Source organism: Bradyrhizobium cenepequi (assembly GCF_020329485.1).
In the GTDB taxonomy this organism is placed as follows: domain Bacteria; phylum Pseudomonadota; class Alphaproteobacteria; order Rhizobiales; family Xanthobacteraceae; genus Bradyrhizobium; species Bradyrhizobium cenepequi.
In genome coordinates this window covers 168,389-183,813 of record NZ_JAGKJI010000011.1, presented here as the reverse complement: position 1 = coordinate 183,813, position 15,425 = coordinate 168,389, and the positions used below count along the sequence as shown (strand labels likewise).

At 57.8% G+C, this 15,425-nt stretch carries 14 protein-coding genes and 5 pseudogenes; 7 read left to right on the top strand and 12 right to left on the bottom strand.

Going from position 1 to position 15,425, the window contains the following annotated elements:
* From sufB to J6497_RS41955, 4 genes are all read right to left on the bottom strand, one after another.
* A partial coding sequence (sufB, locus tag J6497_RS15345; protein ID WP_225705097.1) for a Fe-S cluster assembly protein SufB occupies positions 1-1,303 on the bottom strand: 1,303 nt, incomplete at its 3' end.
* Positions 1,297-1,485: a hypothetical protein gene (locus tag J6497_RS15340; RefSeq protein WP_225705096.1), complete on the bottom strand. Its 189-nt coding sequence runs from the start codon at positions 1,483-1,485 to the stop codon at positions 1,297-1,299. The genes J6497_RS15340 and sufB, both read right to left, overlap by 7 nt.
* A gap of 11 nt (positions 1,486-1,496) precedes the next feature.
* Positions 1,497-1,691, bottom strand: coding sequence for a 4Fe-4S binding protein (locus J6497_RS15335; RefSeq protein ID WP_225705103.1), 195 nt, complete (start codon positions 1,689-1,691; stop codon positions 1,497-1,499).
* A 180-nt stretch (positions 1,692-1,871) separates the two neighbouring features.
* Positions 1,872-2,006 carry a helix-turn-helix domain-containing protein gene (locus tag J6497_RS41955; protein ID WP_376708208.1) on the bottom strand — a complete coding sequence of 45 codons (135 nt, stop codon included), beginning with the start codon at positions 2,004-2,006 and terminating at the stop codon, positions 1,872-1,874.
* 185 nt (positions 2,007-2,191) lie between these two features.
* Here J6497_RS41955 and J6497_RS41950 point away from each other — a divergent pair.
* Positions 2,192-2,676 (top strand): annotated as a pseudogene (locus J6497_RS41950) (IS5 family transposase); the annotation flags it as partial.
* Between the two features lie 1,808 nt (positions 2,677-4,484).
* Here J6497_RS41950 and J6497_RS15320 read toward each other — a convergent pair.
* From J6497_RS15320 to J6497_RS15305, 4 genes and pseudogenes are all read right to left on the bottom strand, one after another.
* Positions 4,485-4,667 carry a hypothetical protein gene (locus J6497_RS15320; RefSeq protein WP_225705094.1) on the bottom strand — a complete coding sequence of 61 codons (183 nt, stop codon included), beginning with the start codon at positions 4,665-4,667 and terminating at the stop codon, positions 4,485-4,487.
* A 270-nt stretch (positions 4,668-4,937) separates the two neighbouring features.
* A pseudogene (locus J6497_RS15315) lies at positions 4,938-5,099 on the bottom strand (DUF2285 domain-containing protein); the annotation flags it as partial.
* Between the two features lie 274 nt (positions 5,100-5,373).
* Positions 5,374-5,667, bottom strand: a complete 294-nt coding sequence (locus J6497_RS15310; protein ID WP_225705093.1) for a hypothetical protein — start codon at positions 5,665-5,667, stop codon at positions 5,374-5,376.
* Positions 5,668-5,758: 91 nt separating this feature from the next.
* A complete protein-coding gene (locus J6497_RS15305) occupies positions 5,759-5,896 on the bottom strand; it encodes a hypothetical protein (protein ID WP_225705092.1) in 138 nt (45 codons plus the stop codon).
* A 250-nt stretch (positions 5,897-6,146) separates the two neighbouring features.
* Here J6497_RS15305 and J6497_RS15300 point away from each other — a divergent pair.
* From J6497_RS15300 to J6497_RS15275, 6 genes and pseudogenes are all read left to right on the top strand, one after another.
* Positions 6,147-6,355, top strand: a pseudogene (locus J6497_RS15300) (cold-shock protein).
* A gap of 674 nt (positions 6,356-7,029) precedes the next feature.
* Positions 7,030-9,631 (top strand): annotated as a pseudogene (locus J6497_RS15295) (PAS domain S-box protein).
* Entirely contained in the window at positions 9,628-10,308 is a 681-nt protein-coding gene (locus J6497_RS15290; RefSeq protein WP_225705090.1) for a response regulator transcription factor, read from the top strand. Before J6497_RS15295 ends, J6497_RS15290 begins: the two are co-directional and overlap by 4 nt.
* A gap of 92 nt (positions 10,309-10,400) precedes the next feature.
* Positions 10,401-10,790, top strand: coding sequence for a response regulator transcription factor (locus tag J6497_RS15285; protein WP_225705089.1), 390 nt, complete (start codon positions 10,401-10,403; stop codon positions 10,788-10,790).
* Between the two features lie 87 nt (positions 10,791-10,877).
* The gene (locus J6497_RS15280; protein ID WP_225705088.1) at positions 10,878-11,219 is read left to right on the top strand and encodes a hypothetical protein; all 342 of its coding nucleotides are present in this window, start codon (positions 10,878-10,880) and stop codon (positions 11,217-11,219) included.
* 490 nt (positions 11,220-11,709) lie between these two features.
* The gene (locus tag J6497_RS15275) at positions 11,710-11,871 is read left to right on the top strand and encodes a hypothetical protein (RefSeq protein WP_225705087.1); all 162 of its coding nucleotides are present in this window, start codon (positions 11,710-11,712) and stop codon (positions 11,869-11,871) included.
* Positions 11,872-11,909: 38 nt separating this feature from the next.
* Here J6497_RS15275 and J6497_RS15270 read toward each other — a convergent pair whose 3' ends face one another.
* From J6497_RS15270 to J6497_RS15255, 4 genes and pseudogenes are all read right to left on the bottom strand, one after another.
* On the bottom strand, positions 11,910-12,179 hold the full coding sequence (locus J6497_RS15270) for a hypothetical protein (RefSeq protein ID WP_225705086.1): 270 nt from the start codon (positions 12,177-12,179) through the stop codon (positions 11,910-11,912).
* Between the two features lie 308 nt (positions 12,180-12,487).
* Positions 12,488-13,404, bottom strand: a pseudogene (locus J6497_RS15265) (IS1595 family transposase).
* Between the two features lie 127 nt (positions 13,405-13,531).
* On the bottom strand, positions 13,532-13,837 hold the full coding sequence (locus J6497_RS15260) for a PDDEXK family nuclease (protein WP_225705085.1): 306 nt from the start codon (positions 13,835-13,837) through the stop codon (positions 13,532-13,534).
* A gap of 801 nt (positions 13,838-14,638) precedes the next feature.
* Positions 14,639-14,830 (bottom strand): hypothetical protein, encoded by a 192-nt coding sequence (locus J6497_RS15255; RefSeq protein ID WP_225705084.1) that lies wholly within the window; start codon positions 14,828-14,830, stop codon positions 14,639-14,641.
* Positions 14,831-15,425: the final 595 nt, after the last annotated feature.

The window sequence follows — 15,425 nt, the reverse complement described above, 5'->3', positions numbered from 1 at the left end:
CGAACGTCGCCGACGAGTTCTTCGCCTCGACGTAAGGCACGGTGTGCGCGCCGCATTTGTCGCCGATCAGGAGCGAGTCGCAGGCGGTATAGTTGCGCGCGCCGGTGGCTTTCCGGTGCGCGGTGACGAGGCCGCGATAGGTGTTCTGCGACTTGCCAGCGGCGATGCCCTTGGAGATGATCCGGCTCGAGGTGTTCTTGCCGAGATGAAGCATCTTGGTGCCGCTGTCGACCTGCTGGTAGCCGTTCGAGATCGCGATCGAGTAGAACTCACCGCGCGAATTGTCGCCGCGCAGAATGCAGCTCGGATATTTCCAGGTGATCGCAGACCCCGTCTCGACCTGGGTCCAGGAGATCTTCGAATTGGCGCCGCGGCAGTCGCCACGCTTGGTGACGAAGTTGTAGATGCCGCCCAGTCCCTCCGAGTTGCCCGGGTACCAGTTCTGCACCGTCGAATATTTGATCTCGGCGTCATCGAGCGCGATCAACTCGACTACGGCGGCGTGCAACTGATTCTCGTCGCGCTGCGGCGCGGTGCAGCCTTCGAGGTAGCTGACGTAAGAGCCCTTGTCGGCGATGATCAGCGTGCGCTCGAACTGGCCAGTGTTGCGCTCGTTGATGCGGAAATAGGTCGACAATTCCATCGGGCAGCGCACGCCCGGCGGCACGTAGACGAACGAGCCGTCGGAGAACACCGCCGAGTTCAGGGTGGCGAAGAAGTTGTCGGACGTCGGCACCACGCTGCCGAGATACTTGCGCACCAGTTCCGGATGTTCGCGGATCGCTTCCGAGATCGGCATGAAGATCACGCCGGCCTTCTTCAGTTCCTTCTGGAAGGTGGTCGCCACCGACACCGAATCGAAGACCGCATCGACCGCGATCTTGCGCTGCTCCGACGGCTCTCCACCCGGAGGCGGCTCGACGCCCTCAAGGATCGCGACTTCCCTTAAGGGAATGCCGAGCTTCTCGTAGGTCTTGAGGATCTCCGGATCGATCTCATCGATCGACGACAGCGTCTTCTTCGGCTTCGGCGCCGCGTAATAATAGAGGTCCTGGTAGTCGATCTTGGGGTAGTTGACGCGCGCCCACGTCGGCTCGGTCATGGTCAGCCAGCGGCGATACGCCTCCAGGCGCCATTCCAGCATCCAGGCCGGTTCGTTCTTTTTCTCTGAGATGAAACGGACGATATCTTCCGAGAGCCCTTTGGGGGCCTTTTCGGATTCGATAAGCGTCTCGAACCCATATCGATATTGATCGACGTCGATCCGCCGGACGTGGTCAACCGTGTCTTGTACGGCTACCATTGCCCGCTCCGCCGCTCGCGCAAGGACGACCCCGGCCATGTCCGGCGACGGCTGCGGCGCACCCCCTGCGCCGCATAGGCGATCGTGTAAGTCACACACAGCTCGGGGCCAGCGAGGCCGCCAATCAGAAAGGCGGCCGCCGATAACGTTTCAATCTTGCTGCTCGCAACGGACCCGCTCATCGGCCGCTCCCTTATGCCTGCACGCACGTGCCGGGCACCGGGCAGATAACGGCGCATTGCGGCGTATCACAATGCCCTTCGCATTGGGTGCACTTCTTCGGATCGATTACATACATGTCGTTCTTGAGGTTGATTGCTGCGTTGGGGCATTCGAACTCACATGCGCCGCAGGTGGTGCACTGGGAGGCGATTATCTTGTAAGCCATAAACTCCGATTCCTTGGGCAGGCGACGCGCGACGGCTTCTTTCAAGGCTCGTGCCAAAACGTCGAGCCTTGATTTATCTCGGCTATTTTCCGTCTCGCGCGTGTCCTAGGCCCGACAGCGTGTCGCGAGCGCTACACTCGGCTCACAGGCGCTTGATCTGGAAGCCGACTTCTTCAGCGCCTAGCCGATCTGGCGCGGGGTCAACCCGAACAGGCGAGCCGCCTTCGCCTTCACCCAGCCCGACTTCTCCATGGCCACAACGACGCGGCCGCAGGCGGGCATCTTTGCGCCGCTCCCAAGTGCTCCGTCTCTCATCCCGACTCGGCCGCAACTTGCGGATTCGATATCGGATGTGCGGTGACCAATTCGGCCGGCAGCGGCGCCGGGGCTTCGGCGACAGCGGCACGACCGACAGCTGCCGCAGTGGCGGCTCGTCCGATCCGCATCTCCACAGCATTGCTGACAGGCGCTGGCCGCGGCAGCCGGCAAACTCGGTCCTGATGATCGCAGGTTCCTGGGCCAGCGTCGCGATCCGACGCACGCAATTCTCAAGCTCGCGCGACCTGACGGATTTCGAGTGGAGTGTCATTGAGCCAAGTGCTGCCGAAGGGACGGCGCGGCCAGCGGCCGCAGAATATGCGACGGGTCATGAATGGCATCTTTTGGGTGCTGAGGACGGGAGCGCCGTGGCGGGATTTGCTCGAGCGGTATGGCCCCTACACGATCCGCCTCCAATCGCTTTAATGGCTGGTGCAAGGCGGGCATCTGGGACAGGCACATGGCGGCGGTTAAAGGCCCATGACGGCAAGGCTCAGATGATCGACAGCTCGATCGTGCGGTGCATCAGCATGCCTCAGGGGTCAAAAAAGATCGGAGATCGTTGTGTGGGGCGAAGCTGCGGAGGACTCTCGACCAAGATCCATGCGCGCGTCGACCACCAAGGCCGGCCGATCCAGACCTGATCACACCTGGCCGAGCCCACGACCGGCGCCGAGGCGCGCGGCGCCACCACCAACGTTCCCAACGTGATCCTGCGCAAGAAGCCGCATCGCCAGCCGATATCATAAGTACGGCGCGAACTAACGCACGTTCGCCGCGATATTTCGTGGCGATTCGAGATTTCTCCTTCTCCATGCGAACTTTGCCGGAGAACTCGCATATAAGCCATCCCAGTCACGAGAGGCTCTCGGTTGACAAGGAGTTCAAACCTTCGTCGTTAGTTACGTTTTTATGCGGCGCAGGCCCCAAATTGACTTCAGAGCCTCAACGTCAAAGGAAATGTGGTCGCCAAGAGCCGTTCAAAGGCGGAACGCTGTTCAAGAAGGCGCTGCTCGACGATTTTTCGCTCCGCATCAGGCAGCTCGGTTTGAAGCAACCTGCGACGACGCCAAATGTCGTTCCGCACGGAAATGATCTCACTTAAGCTATCATCAATCGAAGTCATCCCGGATGCCGACTTAGCTTGGAACTAACCTGACCGATCAATCGCGCCATTCTTCAGCAAGCCACCGTACATTTGCCTCGCGGCTCCATCGCGAACGTTCCCTGTGCGAGGCGTGCATCCATCGATGCAACCTCATCGCAGCGTGTCCGTCGAAAGAACGCAGGGGCTCGTCAGCTGCAGTGCAGTCAAACTGCTGAAACGAGCCGCCGCATGGCCAATCCCCCGCCTGGCGGCGGACCGTTCTTGTCGTCCAGCTGCTTCAGCGCCGCGAATATTCGTCCAGATGCAGTCTGTGCAGGATACCCGGTATCTCGCGATAGCGCCGGCCTGATTCGACCCCATACATAGCCAGGGCCCATGACGATAGGATTACGCGCTTCTCCTTTGCCCAGAGGCGGCATCGTTTGGGCACATCGTCGGGGTGAACCGTAGTGGGATACCGAGTGGAAGACGGTTTCGACGTTGATGGCGGTGCAATCAGATGGCTCATGTCTTGTTTGTTGCTTCTTTCATCGAGAGACGGATTGATATGAGATTTGGTCGAAGCCAGCGGCGGTACGCCGCCGCTGGCTCAGGCCTCAGTTAGCCCGACCGCCGAGTGCTGCTCGTAATCGGTCTGAGCTGGAGATTTGGGCTGGCACTGTGGTAATCGACAAAGGGACTGCGGCGCAAACTTCGTGCGCTGAGCGACGCCGAGGCAGCGCATCGAATTCTTCTCTGGACTGGATGTCGGCATGGACGAGACGGCGATCTGCGTGGTGGACGAAGGTGAAGGTGGTGACCGATCGGGACGCCATCAAAAGAGCACACTGGCTGGGTAGGCTGGAGCCAGCATGAAGGAATTGAGTAGCGTCATGCCCCCTGTAAAATCCTCGCAAAACAAAGTGTGTGCTGCGTTGAGAGGTGTTCTGGATGATGCTGTCCGGATGGTGCCCGAAGCAAAGCGGACCTCTTCGTTGAAGGCATGCCTTGCCGAGAAGGTCTTAACTCTGGCCGCAGGGGGTGAATCGGATCCAACGATCTTAGCACGTGTCGCCGTGCGAACAGTGCAGGAATCCTGTCGTAGCTGCTATGGATGTGAAGGGTGGCGACCGGCGCGCGACAGCCGTCGCCGCGCGACGACGAACTGATTACCGTCTCCGCTTCTGCTGGGCCTACATTCATGTTGTGAAATGCCCAGAAAGAGCACCTGAGCCAGTTATCGAACCTAGTATTCGCGCCGTGTGATGCAGCTGTGTAGCTTGGGCGCATAATCCGAAAAACGCGAAGCGGGCTTTCCGAAAAATAAGCATGGGCTTTAGCGCGCCGCGGAAACGGGGCCGATCACGATCAGCCCCGCAGATTTCCGTCTATTCTCCCCGCTCGTAGCACAGGTCGAGCGGCAGGCCGACCAGCGATTTGCCGATCCAGTCCCGAGCAATCAAGTTCGACGGCCCCATTGCGATGGCTGCGCTCGCATCCCGGAACGAACGCTCGATCGGTGCACGACGATAGCCGTAGCCTCCCGTCCGCCACGGAGCAGCCGGTATCATCGTTATTGTGCACGATTCATTTGATTTGGGCCCGTGTGCGGAGTTCATCCGCACGCTCTTCATTCGCAACGAAGAGAAAAGCAATGATCCGCTCCTGCTCGTGATATCGGAAACATCCGGTCAACTCGACTTCGTCGCACCTTCGCTCGATGTGGCATTGCCGAAAGCACCTGCGATCCAACTGCCGCCAACGCGGCGCGACCGCTTCAGCGGGAAAAACTTCCTACGTAAAATTCAACCTCACCGCAACATTCTCGCGGTTCCTGAAGCGATGTGGAGCACGATCTTTGCGACTTCCTTCCAATCCGCCCCTTCGGCATAGGCATCGAGCAGCCGAAGGTAAGTAATGGCATGCTCTTCGTCATAGACGGTAAGTACGTCGCCTGCCGGGGCAGTATCGTCGACATCGGGATCAAGCAACGGCTTCTTCATATTGTCTCTCCCGCCTAGGCTTTCCTTGATGACGAGCGACTATAGGCACCGGGATTTTGGCGGGTATTCCCACTAAGTGCACCACGTGGTGCGTCTGGAGCATCACTCATGGTCGCACGGGATCTAAGCAAGTATGATGGATGATGAACGCGCTACCGTTCGTCGGTTCGCGCGCAAGGAACCAGGCATCTCCATTCGGGCTGCGGTACAGTTCTCTTCTCTCAGACATGCGGTTGCTCCTGATTGCAAGACTGGAATTTGTCCGGAACGAGCCTCAGTTCTCAACCTCTCTTAAGCGAACGACAACGCCCGTCGGTTCGGGCTGATGAGTCGTCATCTTTGTAAAATCCGCATCGGTCCAGTCCGCCAGACTTATTACCTCTCCCTCCCGAGGTTCCATCCCAGGGACCTCAAGCAGCTCCAGCACGTGCAGTCCCTGGGCGTCTAGAAAGAACGTATGCTGCCCAAAAAGTTCGAGGAATTGTGCAACTGCTGGATGATCCTCGGCAAGCACCTGAGCTCGAAACTGGGACAGGGTTTTGCTGATCTGCGCTTCGTTTAATTTCATGACTTGCTCCTTCTGTAGGATCTGATGCCGCTCGCATGTCTCGGTCGTCCGCATTGTTTGCAAATGGCGCGTCAGCGGCCGACGATCCATCTCACGCGTTTTGACTTCTTCCTGATGCCAACGGCCTGTGATATGGCGGGATCCGCTGGGCCACTTGCTTCTTGGCACGGCGTAGCTCACGCAACCGTTCGATGTTCTTCAGAATAGCGATCTGCTCGATTTCGATCATGGCACGCACGGCACTCTGAGGCCTTTTCACTGCATTGAATCGAGCCTGGGCCAAAAAGTAGCACCTACACCGAGCCCTTTCGGGTTTCCGCTTGTGTTCCCGGAAAAGCTGTCTATCTTCCAGGAATTCGATTAGTCGTTGTGCCTTGTTAAATGGTCCCAAGCGGCCCTTTTCCAGAGACATCGTCGGATTGAATTTTTGAATCGCGTGAGTCCATGCGAGATGCGCGTTTGCGCTTTGGAGAAAGGTTATGGCTACAGGTACAGTGAAGTGGTTCAACGGGCAGAAGGGCTATGGGTTCATTCAGCCCAATGATGGTGGCAGGGACGTGTTCGTTCATATTAGCGCGGTCGAGCGTGCAGGCCTTGGTAGCCTTGCCGAGGCCAGCGGGTGAACTACGAAGTCAGGACCGACCGGAAGAGCGGTAAAGACAGCGCGGAGAACCTCTCTCTGACATGAAAGCTTTCGTCATTCCACGGATGTACTGGAATGATGGTGCGGCTCGCTCGATCTCGGGATTGGGCGGGCTTTTGCGTATCGGCAGATGGGCGTCACGCGGTGATGAACTCGGAGAAGCCGATGGCCGGTTAGAAAGCCGCTTGTTCTCTCACCTGAAAATCTGATGAAGGTCGATCGTCGGTGGCTCGCAGCTCAAGATGGCGGGCCCAGGAACGATGCCCGCTGGTTTGAGCTAGGCGGCCTCAAGCACGACCCGCTGGGGTGCCGGTCCTCCACCATATCGATACTTGGTTTATTCTCAGTCGAAGTGCCGGCCTGGCTGTTGCGCTCTCCTGGTTCTACGCGCACTGCCGTGTGGGTTCTAAAAAGGCCTTGATGGGCCGCTTCGATCGGCCGGCTTCTCTCAAGCGAAGTATTCTTTTCGCGTCATCAAAGCCCGGGAGCGCGGAAGTCGTTCTTTTGCGTGAACAATTGAGATCAGTGGCTCAATGTACCGAAATACAACCTGAAAATGCAAGTGATAGCTGCTGAAATCAATGCGAGCGCAAGGGGCCGGGTTAGTTAGACGTTCGTCTAGTTCTCGATATCCTTTTGATAGTTTAGGATAATTGTACCCAGCTTACCAAGTTCAAGTTCGGACGCTCAGCCACGCAGTTTAGCATTGCCGGGCGCTGATGACGCTAACTTCGTCGTACCTTCACACCCATTTCGCCGCGGCGGCGTTCGCCTATTTGGTAGTGATATTGCTGTTTTCGCTGATGGGCAGCCTCATCGCATCTGCTATGCTTTCCATATTGCCTGTCGCTGCTTTGGCCTACTTCTATGCCTATGCCGCCTGTTTTCGATCTTTGGTTTGACGATCTGCAAGTTCTTCCCATGGTTGTGGCCCTCCTTATTGCCTCAATTGTCGGAACGCACCTGATCGGAAAAGTCCGGCGGGAAAGGGAGGCTTCGCTTGAGGCCGCAGCCAGGCTCCGACGCAGCGAGGCTGATTTGCGCGACGAGAAACAGTGGCGCGAAATCTTCGAGTATAACCCGGTCATGTACTTCATGGTCGATGCCGCCGGAACGGTCCTGAACGTGAACAGGTTTGGCGCAACACAGCTCGGCTATGCGCCCTCCGAGCTTGTCGGGCATTCCGTGCTGAAGGTCTTTCAGGAAGAGGATTGCGCGTTTGTTCGCAAATGCGTCGGGTTGTGCATTGAAACGCTCGGCCAATCGCACACTTGGGACATCCAGAAGATCAGGAAGGATGGCTCGGTGCTGTGGGTGCGCGAAAACGCCAAAGCCATGCAGTGGGCAGACGACAAGCTCATCGTCCTCATCGCCTGCGAAGATATCACCGAGCGAAAGCGGACGGAAACTGCCCTGCGGCGGAGCGAAGCCCATTTGGCCCAGGCGCAGGAATTGAGCCGCACCGGCAGCTTCGGCTGGAACGTGGCCACCGGCGAGGCCATCTGGTCAAAGGAGACCTTTCGTATTTTCCAATACGATCCGGCGACGAAACCGACCCCGCAACTCGTCGTTGACCGAACCCATCCAGAAGATCGGGCTGCCGTGCAAGAGACCATCGATCGAGTGCTCCGAGACCAAGAGGATTTCGAGCACGAATACCGACTGCTGTTGCCGGACGGCTCGGTGAAGCACCTCCACGCGCTGGCACGAGCCACTAGAACCGCATCTGGCGATATCGAGTTTGTCGGGGCAGTGACGGACATTACGGCTGCAAAGCAGGCGGAACAGCAGCTTCGCCGTAGTGAGGCCTATCTGGCCCAAGCCCAGCGTCTCAGTCACACGGGCAGCTGGTCCTGGGACGTGCGCCGTGGGGATTTTGTGTATCGCTCCGCCGAAGCCTACCGTCTATATGGCCTCGATCCGGAACAGTCCGTATCGGCACAGGCCATCCACTCACGTATCCCCGCGGACTACTGGCAGCGGATTGGCGAAGTGGTGCGTGAGGCTATCCATGACAAGAGAAGGCATTTTGAGTTTGATTTTCGGGTCCTTCTTCCGGATGGCGCGTTAAGACTCATACACTCCGTTGCGCATGCCGTGGTCGGTAGCGACGGTGACGTCAGCGAGATCATCGGAACGGATATGGATGTCACCGAGCAGCATGCGGCCAGGGAACGGCTGGAAAAGGCTCTTGCTGCCTTGCGCGAAAGCGAGCAGCGCTTTCGCGACTACGCCGAAACGGCCTCCGACTGGCTCTGGGAGACCGGGCCGGACCACCGGGTCACCCGCTTGTCGGAGCACACCAGCACAGCAGGCATTCTGGCCACAGGGGTAGTCGGCCTGCTTCGCTGGGAAATTGCGGGCGATGTCGAAGCGGAACCCGAGAAGTGGCGGCAACATCGGGCGACACTCGACGCACGCCTTCCATTTCGCGATTTCATCTATCGCACCGTCAACCGGATGGGATCTTCGATTTACGTCCGGACCAGCGGCAAGCCATTCTTTGATGCCGACGGCAATTTCCTCGGCTATCGCGGCGTCAGCACCGACATCACCGCAACCATCCGCGCAGATCAGGCCGAACGAGAACTGCGGAAGGCACAGGCGGAGCTCGCGCACGTGACGCGCGTGACGACGCTGGGCGAGCTGACAACCTCCATCGCCCACGAGATAAACCAGCCGCTCGCCGCCATTGTCACCAATGGCGAGGCTTGTCTGGGTTGGCTTGATCGCGAAATTCCTGATCTTTCCGCCGCGCGCTGCTCAGTGGAGTGGATCATCGAGGACGGGATCCGGGCGAGTGAGGTGATCCGCCGCATTCGCGCGCTTGCCAAGAAAGGCGAGGTCGAGATGGTGCCGCTCGATATCAATGACATCGTCAAGGAGGTTGTCGCGCTGGTGACACGCGAGCTGGTCAGCCAGCAGGTGTCGTTGCGAACCGAGTTGGCGCCGGCCCTCCCCATGATCCCGGGTGACCGGGTTCAACTGCAACAGGTGGTCATGAATCTGGTGATGAACGGGATTGAGGCCATGCAAACGGTCAGGGACCGGTCGCGCGAACTGGTGATTCGGTCATCCCAGGACGATATCGGACGCGTGCACCTCGCCGTGACTGATTGCGGCGTCGGGATCACCGAGGACGATGCGGACCGGGTTTTCAACCCCTTTTTCACCACCAAATCAAGCGGCCTTGGAATGGGGCTTTCGATCTGCCGTTCGATCGTTGAGGCTCACGGAGGGAGCCTATCGATGGCCCGCAAGCAGGAGCCGGGTGCGACGTTTCAATTCGTCCTGCCGTTGCATAAAGAGGTCGTGTCGTGACCGGGCGCTCTGACACGCCGCACCAAGGCGTGCAGGCCGAGGAGCCGAGCGGAAGGGCGACCGTCGTCGTGATCGACGACGATGTCTCGATACGTCGTTCGCTCGCGAATCTTTTTCGACAGGTGGGCTTGGACGTTGTTGCGTTCGGATCGGCCCGGGAAATGCTGCAGGGCACGCTTCCGGATGTTCCCAGCTGCCTCGTCCTTGACGTTAGGCTGCCGGGATTGAGCGGCCTCGAGCTGCAGACTGAGCTGGCCAAGTTGAACCTTCACATTCCAATCATTTTCATCACCGGCCATGGCGACATTCCGATGACGGTCAGGGCCATGAAGGGTGGAGCGGTCGATTTTCTTACCAAGCCGTTTCGCGATCAGGAGCTGCTTGACGCCGTGGTCGCCGCGACCGAACGGGATCGCAAGAGGCGGGAGGTTGAGAAGACGGTTGCGAACCTGCAGTCCTCGTTCGAGACTTTAAGCCCACGCGAACAGGCAGTGATGAAACTGGTCACTGCTGGCCTGATGAACAAACAAGTAGCCGCAGAGCTCGGGCTCGCCGAAATTACCGTCAAGATCTATCGCGGACACGTGATGAGGAAAATGGGCGCACGCTCGCTGGCCGATTTAATCAGAATGGCTGAGCTCGTGGGAACTCGTGCCAACCGCCCCGAACAAACCTAAGTATGATTTTACAATTTCATCTCTCAAGCCCACCTTTGATCCAGGCGGCTATGCTGCGGCAAGCGCCTTTCCCGCGTTAGGAGGGGATCGTCTTGTCCACGCCTTCGCTCATTTCCGTCGTCGATGACGACGGGTCGGTCCGTGCTGCGATAAATAATCTTTTGAAATCCCGCGGCTACATCGTCCATACATTTGCGTCGGCAGAGGAGTTCTTGCGGTCGCCCCATCTGAACGAAACATCGTGTGTGATTGCGGATATCCAGATGTCAGTTATGAGCGGCTTGGACCTGCTGACACATATGCGGGCCCAGGGTTGCGGTGCACCGTTCATTTTCATCACTGCCTTTCCCGATGATCGCGTTCGCTCCCGTGCACTGAGCGCCGGAGCGATTTGCTTCCTGACCAAGCCCTTCGTCGGACGGCACTTGATTAAGTGCCTCAATACCGCACTGGATGAGCATCGCGGCGGAGCCAGCGCGTGATACGACTGATCTGAGGACGCGGCTCGCGGAATCGCGCTTCGCAATGACAATTATATACTTGAAACCACAAACCGCAGGATGTAGAACATGAGTGCGGAAGGCGATGCGCCGGAAGCTGGCGCGCCCGAACTAGCTCTTGTTGAGACTCAGAATTATCTCGCGAATCGTGGTGGCCGCCCTGTAGGTGTCGTCGTCATTAAGCGCATAGACGGGTCTAGTTACGCCCGCGCGCTGGACTGGCCAAATTTGGACAAGTCCAAGCTGCGGGCCGAGTCCGAGCGGCTGAAAGTAGAGGGACGAGTTATTGCTGAAGCTGTGAAACAGGGTCCTGCCAAGATTGAAGGTAGTAATCTGCATATTACAGCCTGTGAAACTACCTATATCGGCGGCGTCACCCAGACCGATGCCGGTGTGCCAAAAGGCTCCTGAGTTAGAAACGCCTCCATACGGAGCTATCCAGATGTACCAATCTGGTGGGGGTTCTTTGATGACAAAGAACGCCTCCCTTGAGGCTCTGGGAACGCCAACGGTGGCCAAATCGGCGAATTCAAGCACCATCACGGTCATGGCCATCCAAGACGCCACGATCTTTTGTTCTGTCTGGTTCAGGGATGTCCAATCGCCACGGATGAGGGAGCTGACCAGTGGTTTAGCTTGCGTTTGCAGTCTGCTCATCCAGACATTATTGCACGCACGGCAAACGACCTTTAATTTCTTCGTCAGCGGGTCGCCCTGCCGGTGCAGCTTGCCCCTGAATGTAAGTGGCCCCAAGGTTGTGCGATGGTGTGTATGAGTGGAACGCGGTGGGGCCAACTGCTGTATCCATTCGGCGAAGATATGCTCTTTGGTAAGCCCGCCCTCGCCGCAGAAGATGCATCGCCCTGGTGGCTTTAAGTTTGCTCGTTTTGGTGGTTTGCCCATGCCCAAGAAGCCAGACGATCAATATGGTGAGAAAGAAGCCCAATTGCGTTTCGAAGCTGCGCTACGTCGCGCACTCAAAACGCCGCATGAGCCGTTGAAGGAAAAGCCGAAGGTAAAGAAGGTGAAAAAGAAGCCCGGCAAACGCCGGACTTCTCGTTGATGGAGGTTCGGGTATTCAACCCGATTGCTGATGGTGGTTTAAGCGGGCTCAAACCAGACGCGATTGATCGCATCGATATGATCCGGCAGCGCCGGGGTCATAACGGCTCCGGTTGCGTCGACGACAATCAAGCTATCGCCAATGTCCATCTCCGCCCAAACGGCTTTGTGGGCCTGTTGGGGACTCAAAGCCGTGAGTGACTGTTGAGCGTGATACCAGCGACCTAACGATTTGATCCGAGCGTGGACCCTTTCGTAATTTTGGCCGGGCTTGTCGAGGTCGTAAGCAATAAACAAGTTGAAAGCCATTAGAGGCTCCTTTGTGATGCGGAGCCGGTATTGACTAAAGGAAAAATCGGACTCAATGTCCGACTCTCACTGCCCTTCTCCTGCGACCGGCTCCAAGGTTGATTGCAGGATCGGATGCCGCTCCCGCGAAGGGCAGCATCCGAATCAACTCCTAAGAGTGAGGCTGGCCAGTTCCAGAGTCTAGGCGCCACCCCTGTTTTGAACAGGTTCAACTGGTGCGCCAGTATTTGACTCGGATCGGCTTCTTGGGCGGATACTTCTTCGCCCGCCAGCGCAAGAACCGGCGAGCGAGCCGCTTAAAATCTGGCTTAGTCAGGTTGGCGATACGTCAGACGCTTGCCAGCCGCGCCCTTGACGGCAAGGTCTGCACGTTCTCCATCGGTCACGCCAAGCGCGGAGCGATTTGAGTAACGGAAGTCAAATTCCGAGAGGTAACGGTGTAGGTGCTTCTCAGCGGAGTGCTGATAGACGCCCTTCATGCCTCGTTTGAAGACTGAATAGTAGCCTTCAACCGTGTTGGTCGAGATAACCTTTTCGCCTTCGTAACGGGCGTATTCGTCCTTGCTGTGATCCACGGCATCATGGCTGGCGAACTCGCGACCAACGATTTTGTAGCCAGCGGCCTTGTCGGTCATCAACTGAGCCTCGCGGGCCAGATTGGCGCGCAGGATCGGGGCGATGTCGGCATGCATCACGCCATCGATATGGAAGCTACGGGCAGAACCGCCACGTTCGACGAGTGTAAGGACCACGTTTTTATGCGCCCAAGCGGCCTTGCCCTTCTTCTGGCCTTCGAGGCGGCCGATGAAGGTCTCATCCGCTTCAACGGCCTTGCCGCCGCTGCCTAAAGGGGGAGCAGGCCGCCAGCGCGCATAGCTTCGCGGATGCGATGGGTGAGGAACCACGCGCTCTTGTAGGTGATGCCAAGCGCCCGGTGGAGCTGATGGGAGCTAATGCCCTTCTTGCTGGAGGCCATCAGGTAGAATGCCTGCAGCCAGATGTGCAGTTTGATGTGGCTCGACTCCATCGCACTCTTGGTGGTGACGGAGAAGTCCTTGCGGCACTCCTTAGTGCGGCAGCGGTACACGCCGGGCTTCTTGGTCAGAAAGGACTCGTTGACGGTGCCGCAGTGCGGGCAAACGCGCTCAGCGCCCCAGCGGAGACCTTCAAGGTACTCGCGGGCTGCTTCGTGGCTCTGGAAGTGGGGCGCGTTGAACTGAGACATGGTGCCAATTCCCTAGTGAATGCGGCGATTCTAGGAATTGGGTCTTGTGGTGTAAAGTATATAATCACCCTTCGCAATACCACAAAATCGATGACGACCTCGGCCTCACGGCGCAACTCGTCAGAAATCATTGGCGATCGGGTTTCTTTATTGATATTCTTCGTTCGTATTCGTCACCTCGCTTGCGGCCGGGCTCCATCACCTCCGTAACCTCTACGGTCATGAACGCTTTGGGGGCTCCGATGAAGCCATCCGGCCAGTCCTCCGTTGCACCAGCTAACCGGACTTGCTCGACTGACCTCAGGTTTATGAACTTGGCTAAAACCAGCGCGTCGAAGAGGAAGTTGATGTCTGGCTTGGCGAAAAGCACAGGCGATTCGATCAGCTGCCCACCTGCTCTATCCTCTTGATCAGAGCCACCGGAGACTGCCATTGCGAGAGTGCTGTTCGGGCCTCTGCAAGAGCTGCAAGGTTCTATTCCATTGTCATCCGTAGGGACCCGTCAAGTCGGCAGTGCACAGTTTCGGATTTTGGCACACGCTACGTAGCATGATGCTGCAACGTCGACGAGTTCTTTGGGATAGGAATGCCCGCCCCCATTCAGGGGTGATATTGATTTCCGTGTGAAAGTGAAATCGATAGGCGCTGCCTATTCGAATCCATTGCACGCCAAACGCGCCCGTTCGCGAAGCATCTTTGCGGCGAATTCCTTGCACTGTCCTGCATCCCCCTCGCCTGAAACAAAATAACCGATAGTGTTTCAGCACGAGGTGCATAGAAGATAAATCCGAAAAGAACGTTGTGCATGAAACGCCTCAAGCCCGGCATGAGAAAAAGTCTAGTATTTTCCACGATTGTGCTGGAATGATCTCGATGGGTTACGCGTGCTCGAAAAGTGCCCCACCGCCGGCATCGAGTACCATATCGATAGCTTGCTGAGGCTGTCGAACCCGTGATCTTGCGGAGCTATCACGGCTGCCGCACGGCCGACGCCGACATTTATCACCGTGAGGGACTTCGCACGCATGACCGGGAGGCGATGACCGAAAGATTGCCGGCCATCACCGAAGCATATCCCGAACTTCACCGCAAACGGGAACGCCAGCCGAGATCATCGCTGCTGTTAGCAATAGCCTAGATATGGACTGCCTCTATGGTTGCCGACGATCAGCCGCGCATTGAAGTGGTCGACGCATTTCGCAGGACGCGCCTGCACTACGGCAATGGGAGCTCGCTACTCTTTATCGTAAAACCGCTCCAGCAGGACCACGCCTACACGTGTTTGAAATTCCCTTATCTGCCGTAACGCTGCATCGCGTTCTGGGGCGCGCGGAAGCCGCCTTACTGACGCTAGAATGCTGACCAGCAGTCCGAGCAGCTCCTCGACAGTGGCCGCGTCATCCGCCTCTTGAAGCCCGTCACTCATGCGAGCAATCTCCTCTATTGCCTTCCTTCCGGAAAGCGGGGACCGCAATGCCCCAGTCCCGGCAGGCGTAGATTATCGAATAGATGTCTAGTGTTCTGTCACGGAAATTCGCTGACAAAGCCGCGCGAGTTTCTGGAGGCTGGAGTCGGCGGTAGCGATCTACACGAAGGGGTGTGAGTTTGCATTGTGGGTGCGGATGAAGCGGTCGATTTTTTTGACAACGGTGCTTTTGGCAATTTCCGTCTCTTTGGCGATGCGCGCACGCTCCAATGGGTTGCGGCTTTGGGCTTGCGAGCGAGTGTCTTGGTGATCAGCTCGGCCCACAGCCTCATCCTCTACCGTGCGGGGTCTGCCGGTACGCATCTCGTCGTAGAGATCATCGATGCGATTTGCGATGAAGCGATTGCGCCGTTTGCCGATCGTATGGGGCCGACACCAAGCCGCGTGGCCACGACCACGTTGCTCGGGTCATGGTCGCAGGCCAGCACGATCTTTGCTCGTAACGTCAGCGCCGCGGGAGCGAGCGCGACCGTGTTATGGGCGAGAGCTGCGTGTGTTCGACGCTGGAAATCGTCAGCATCGCCTTCGGACGTCC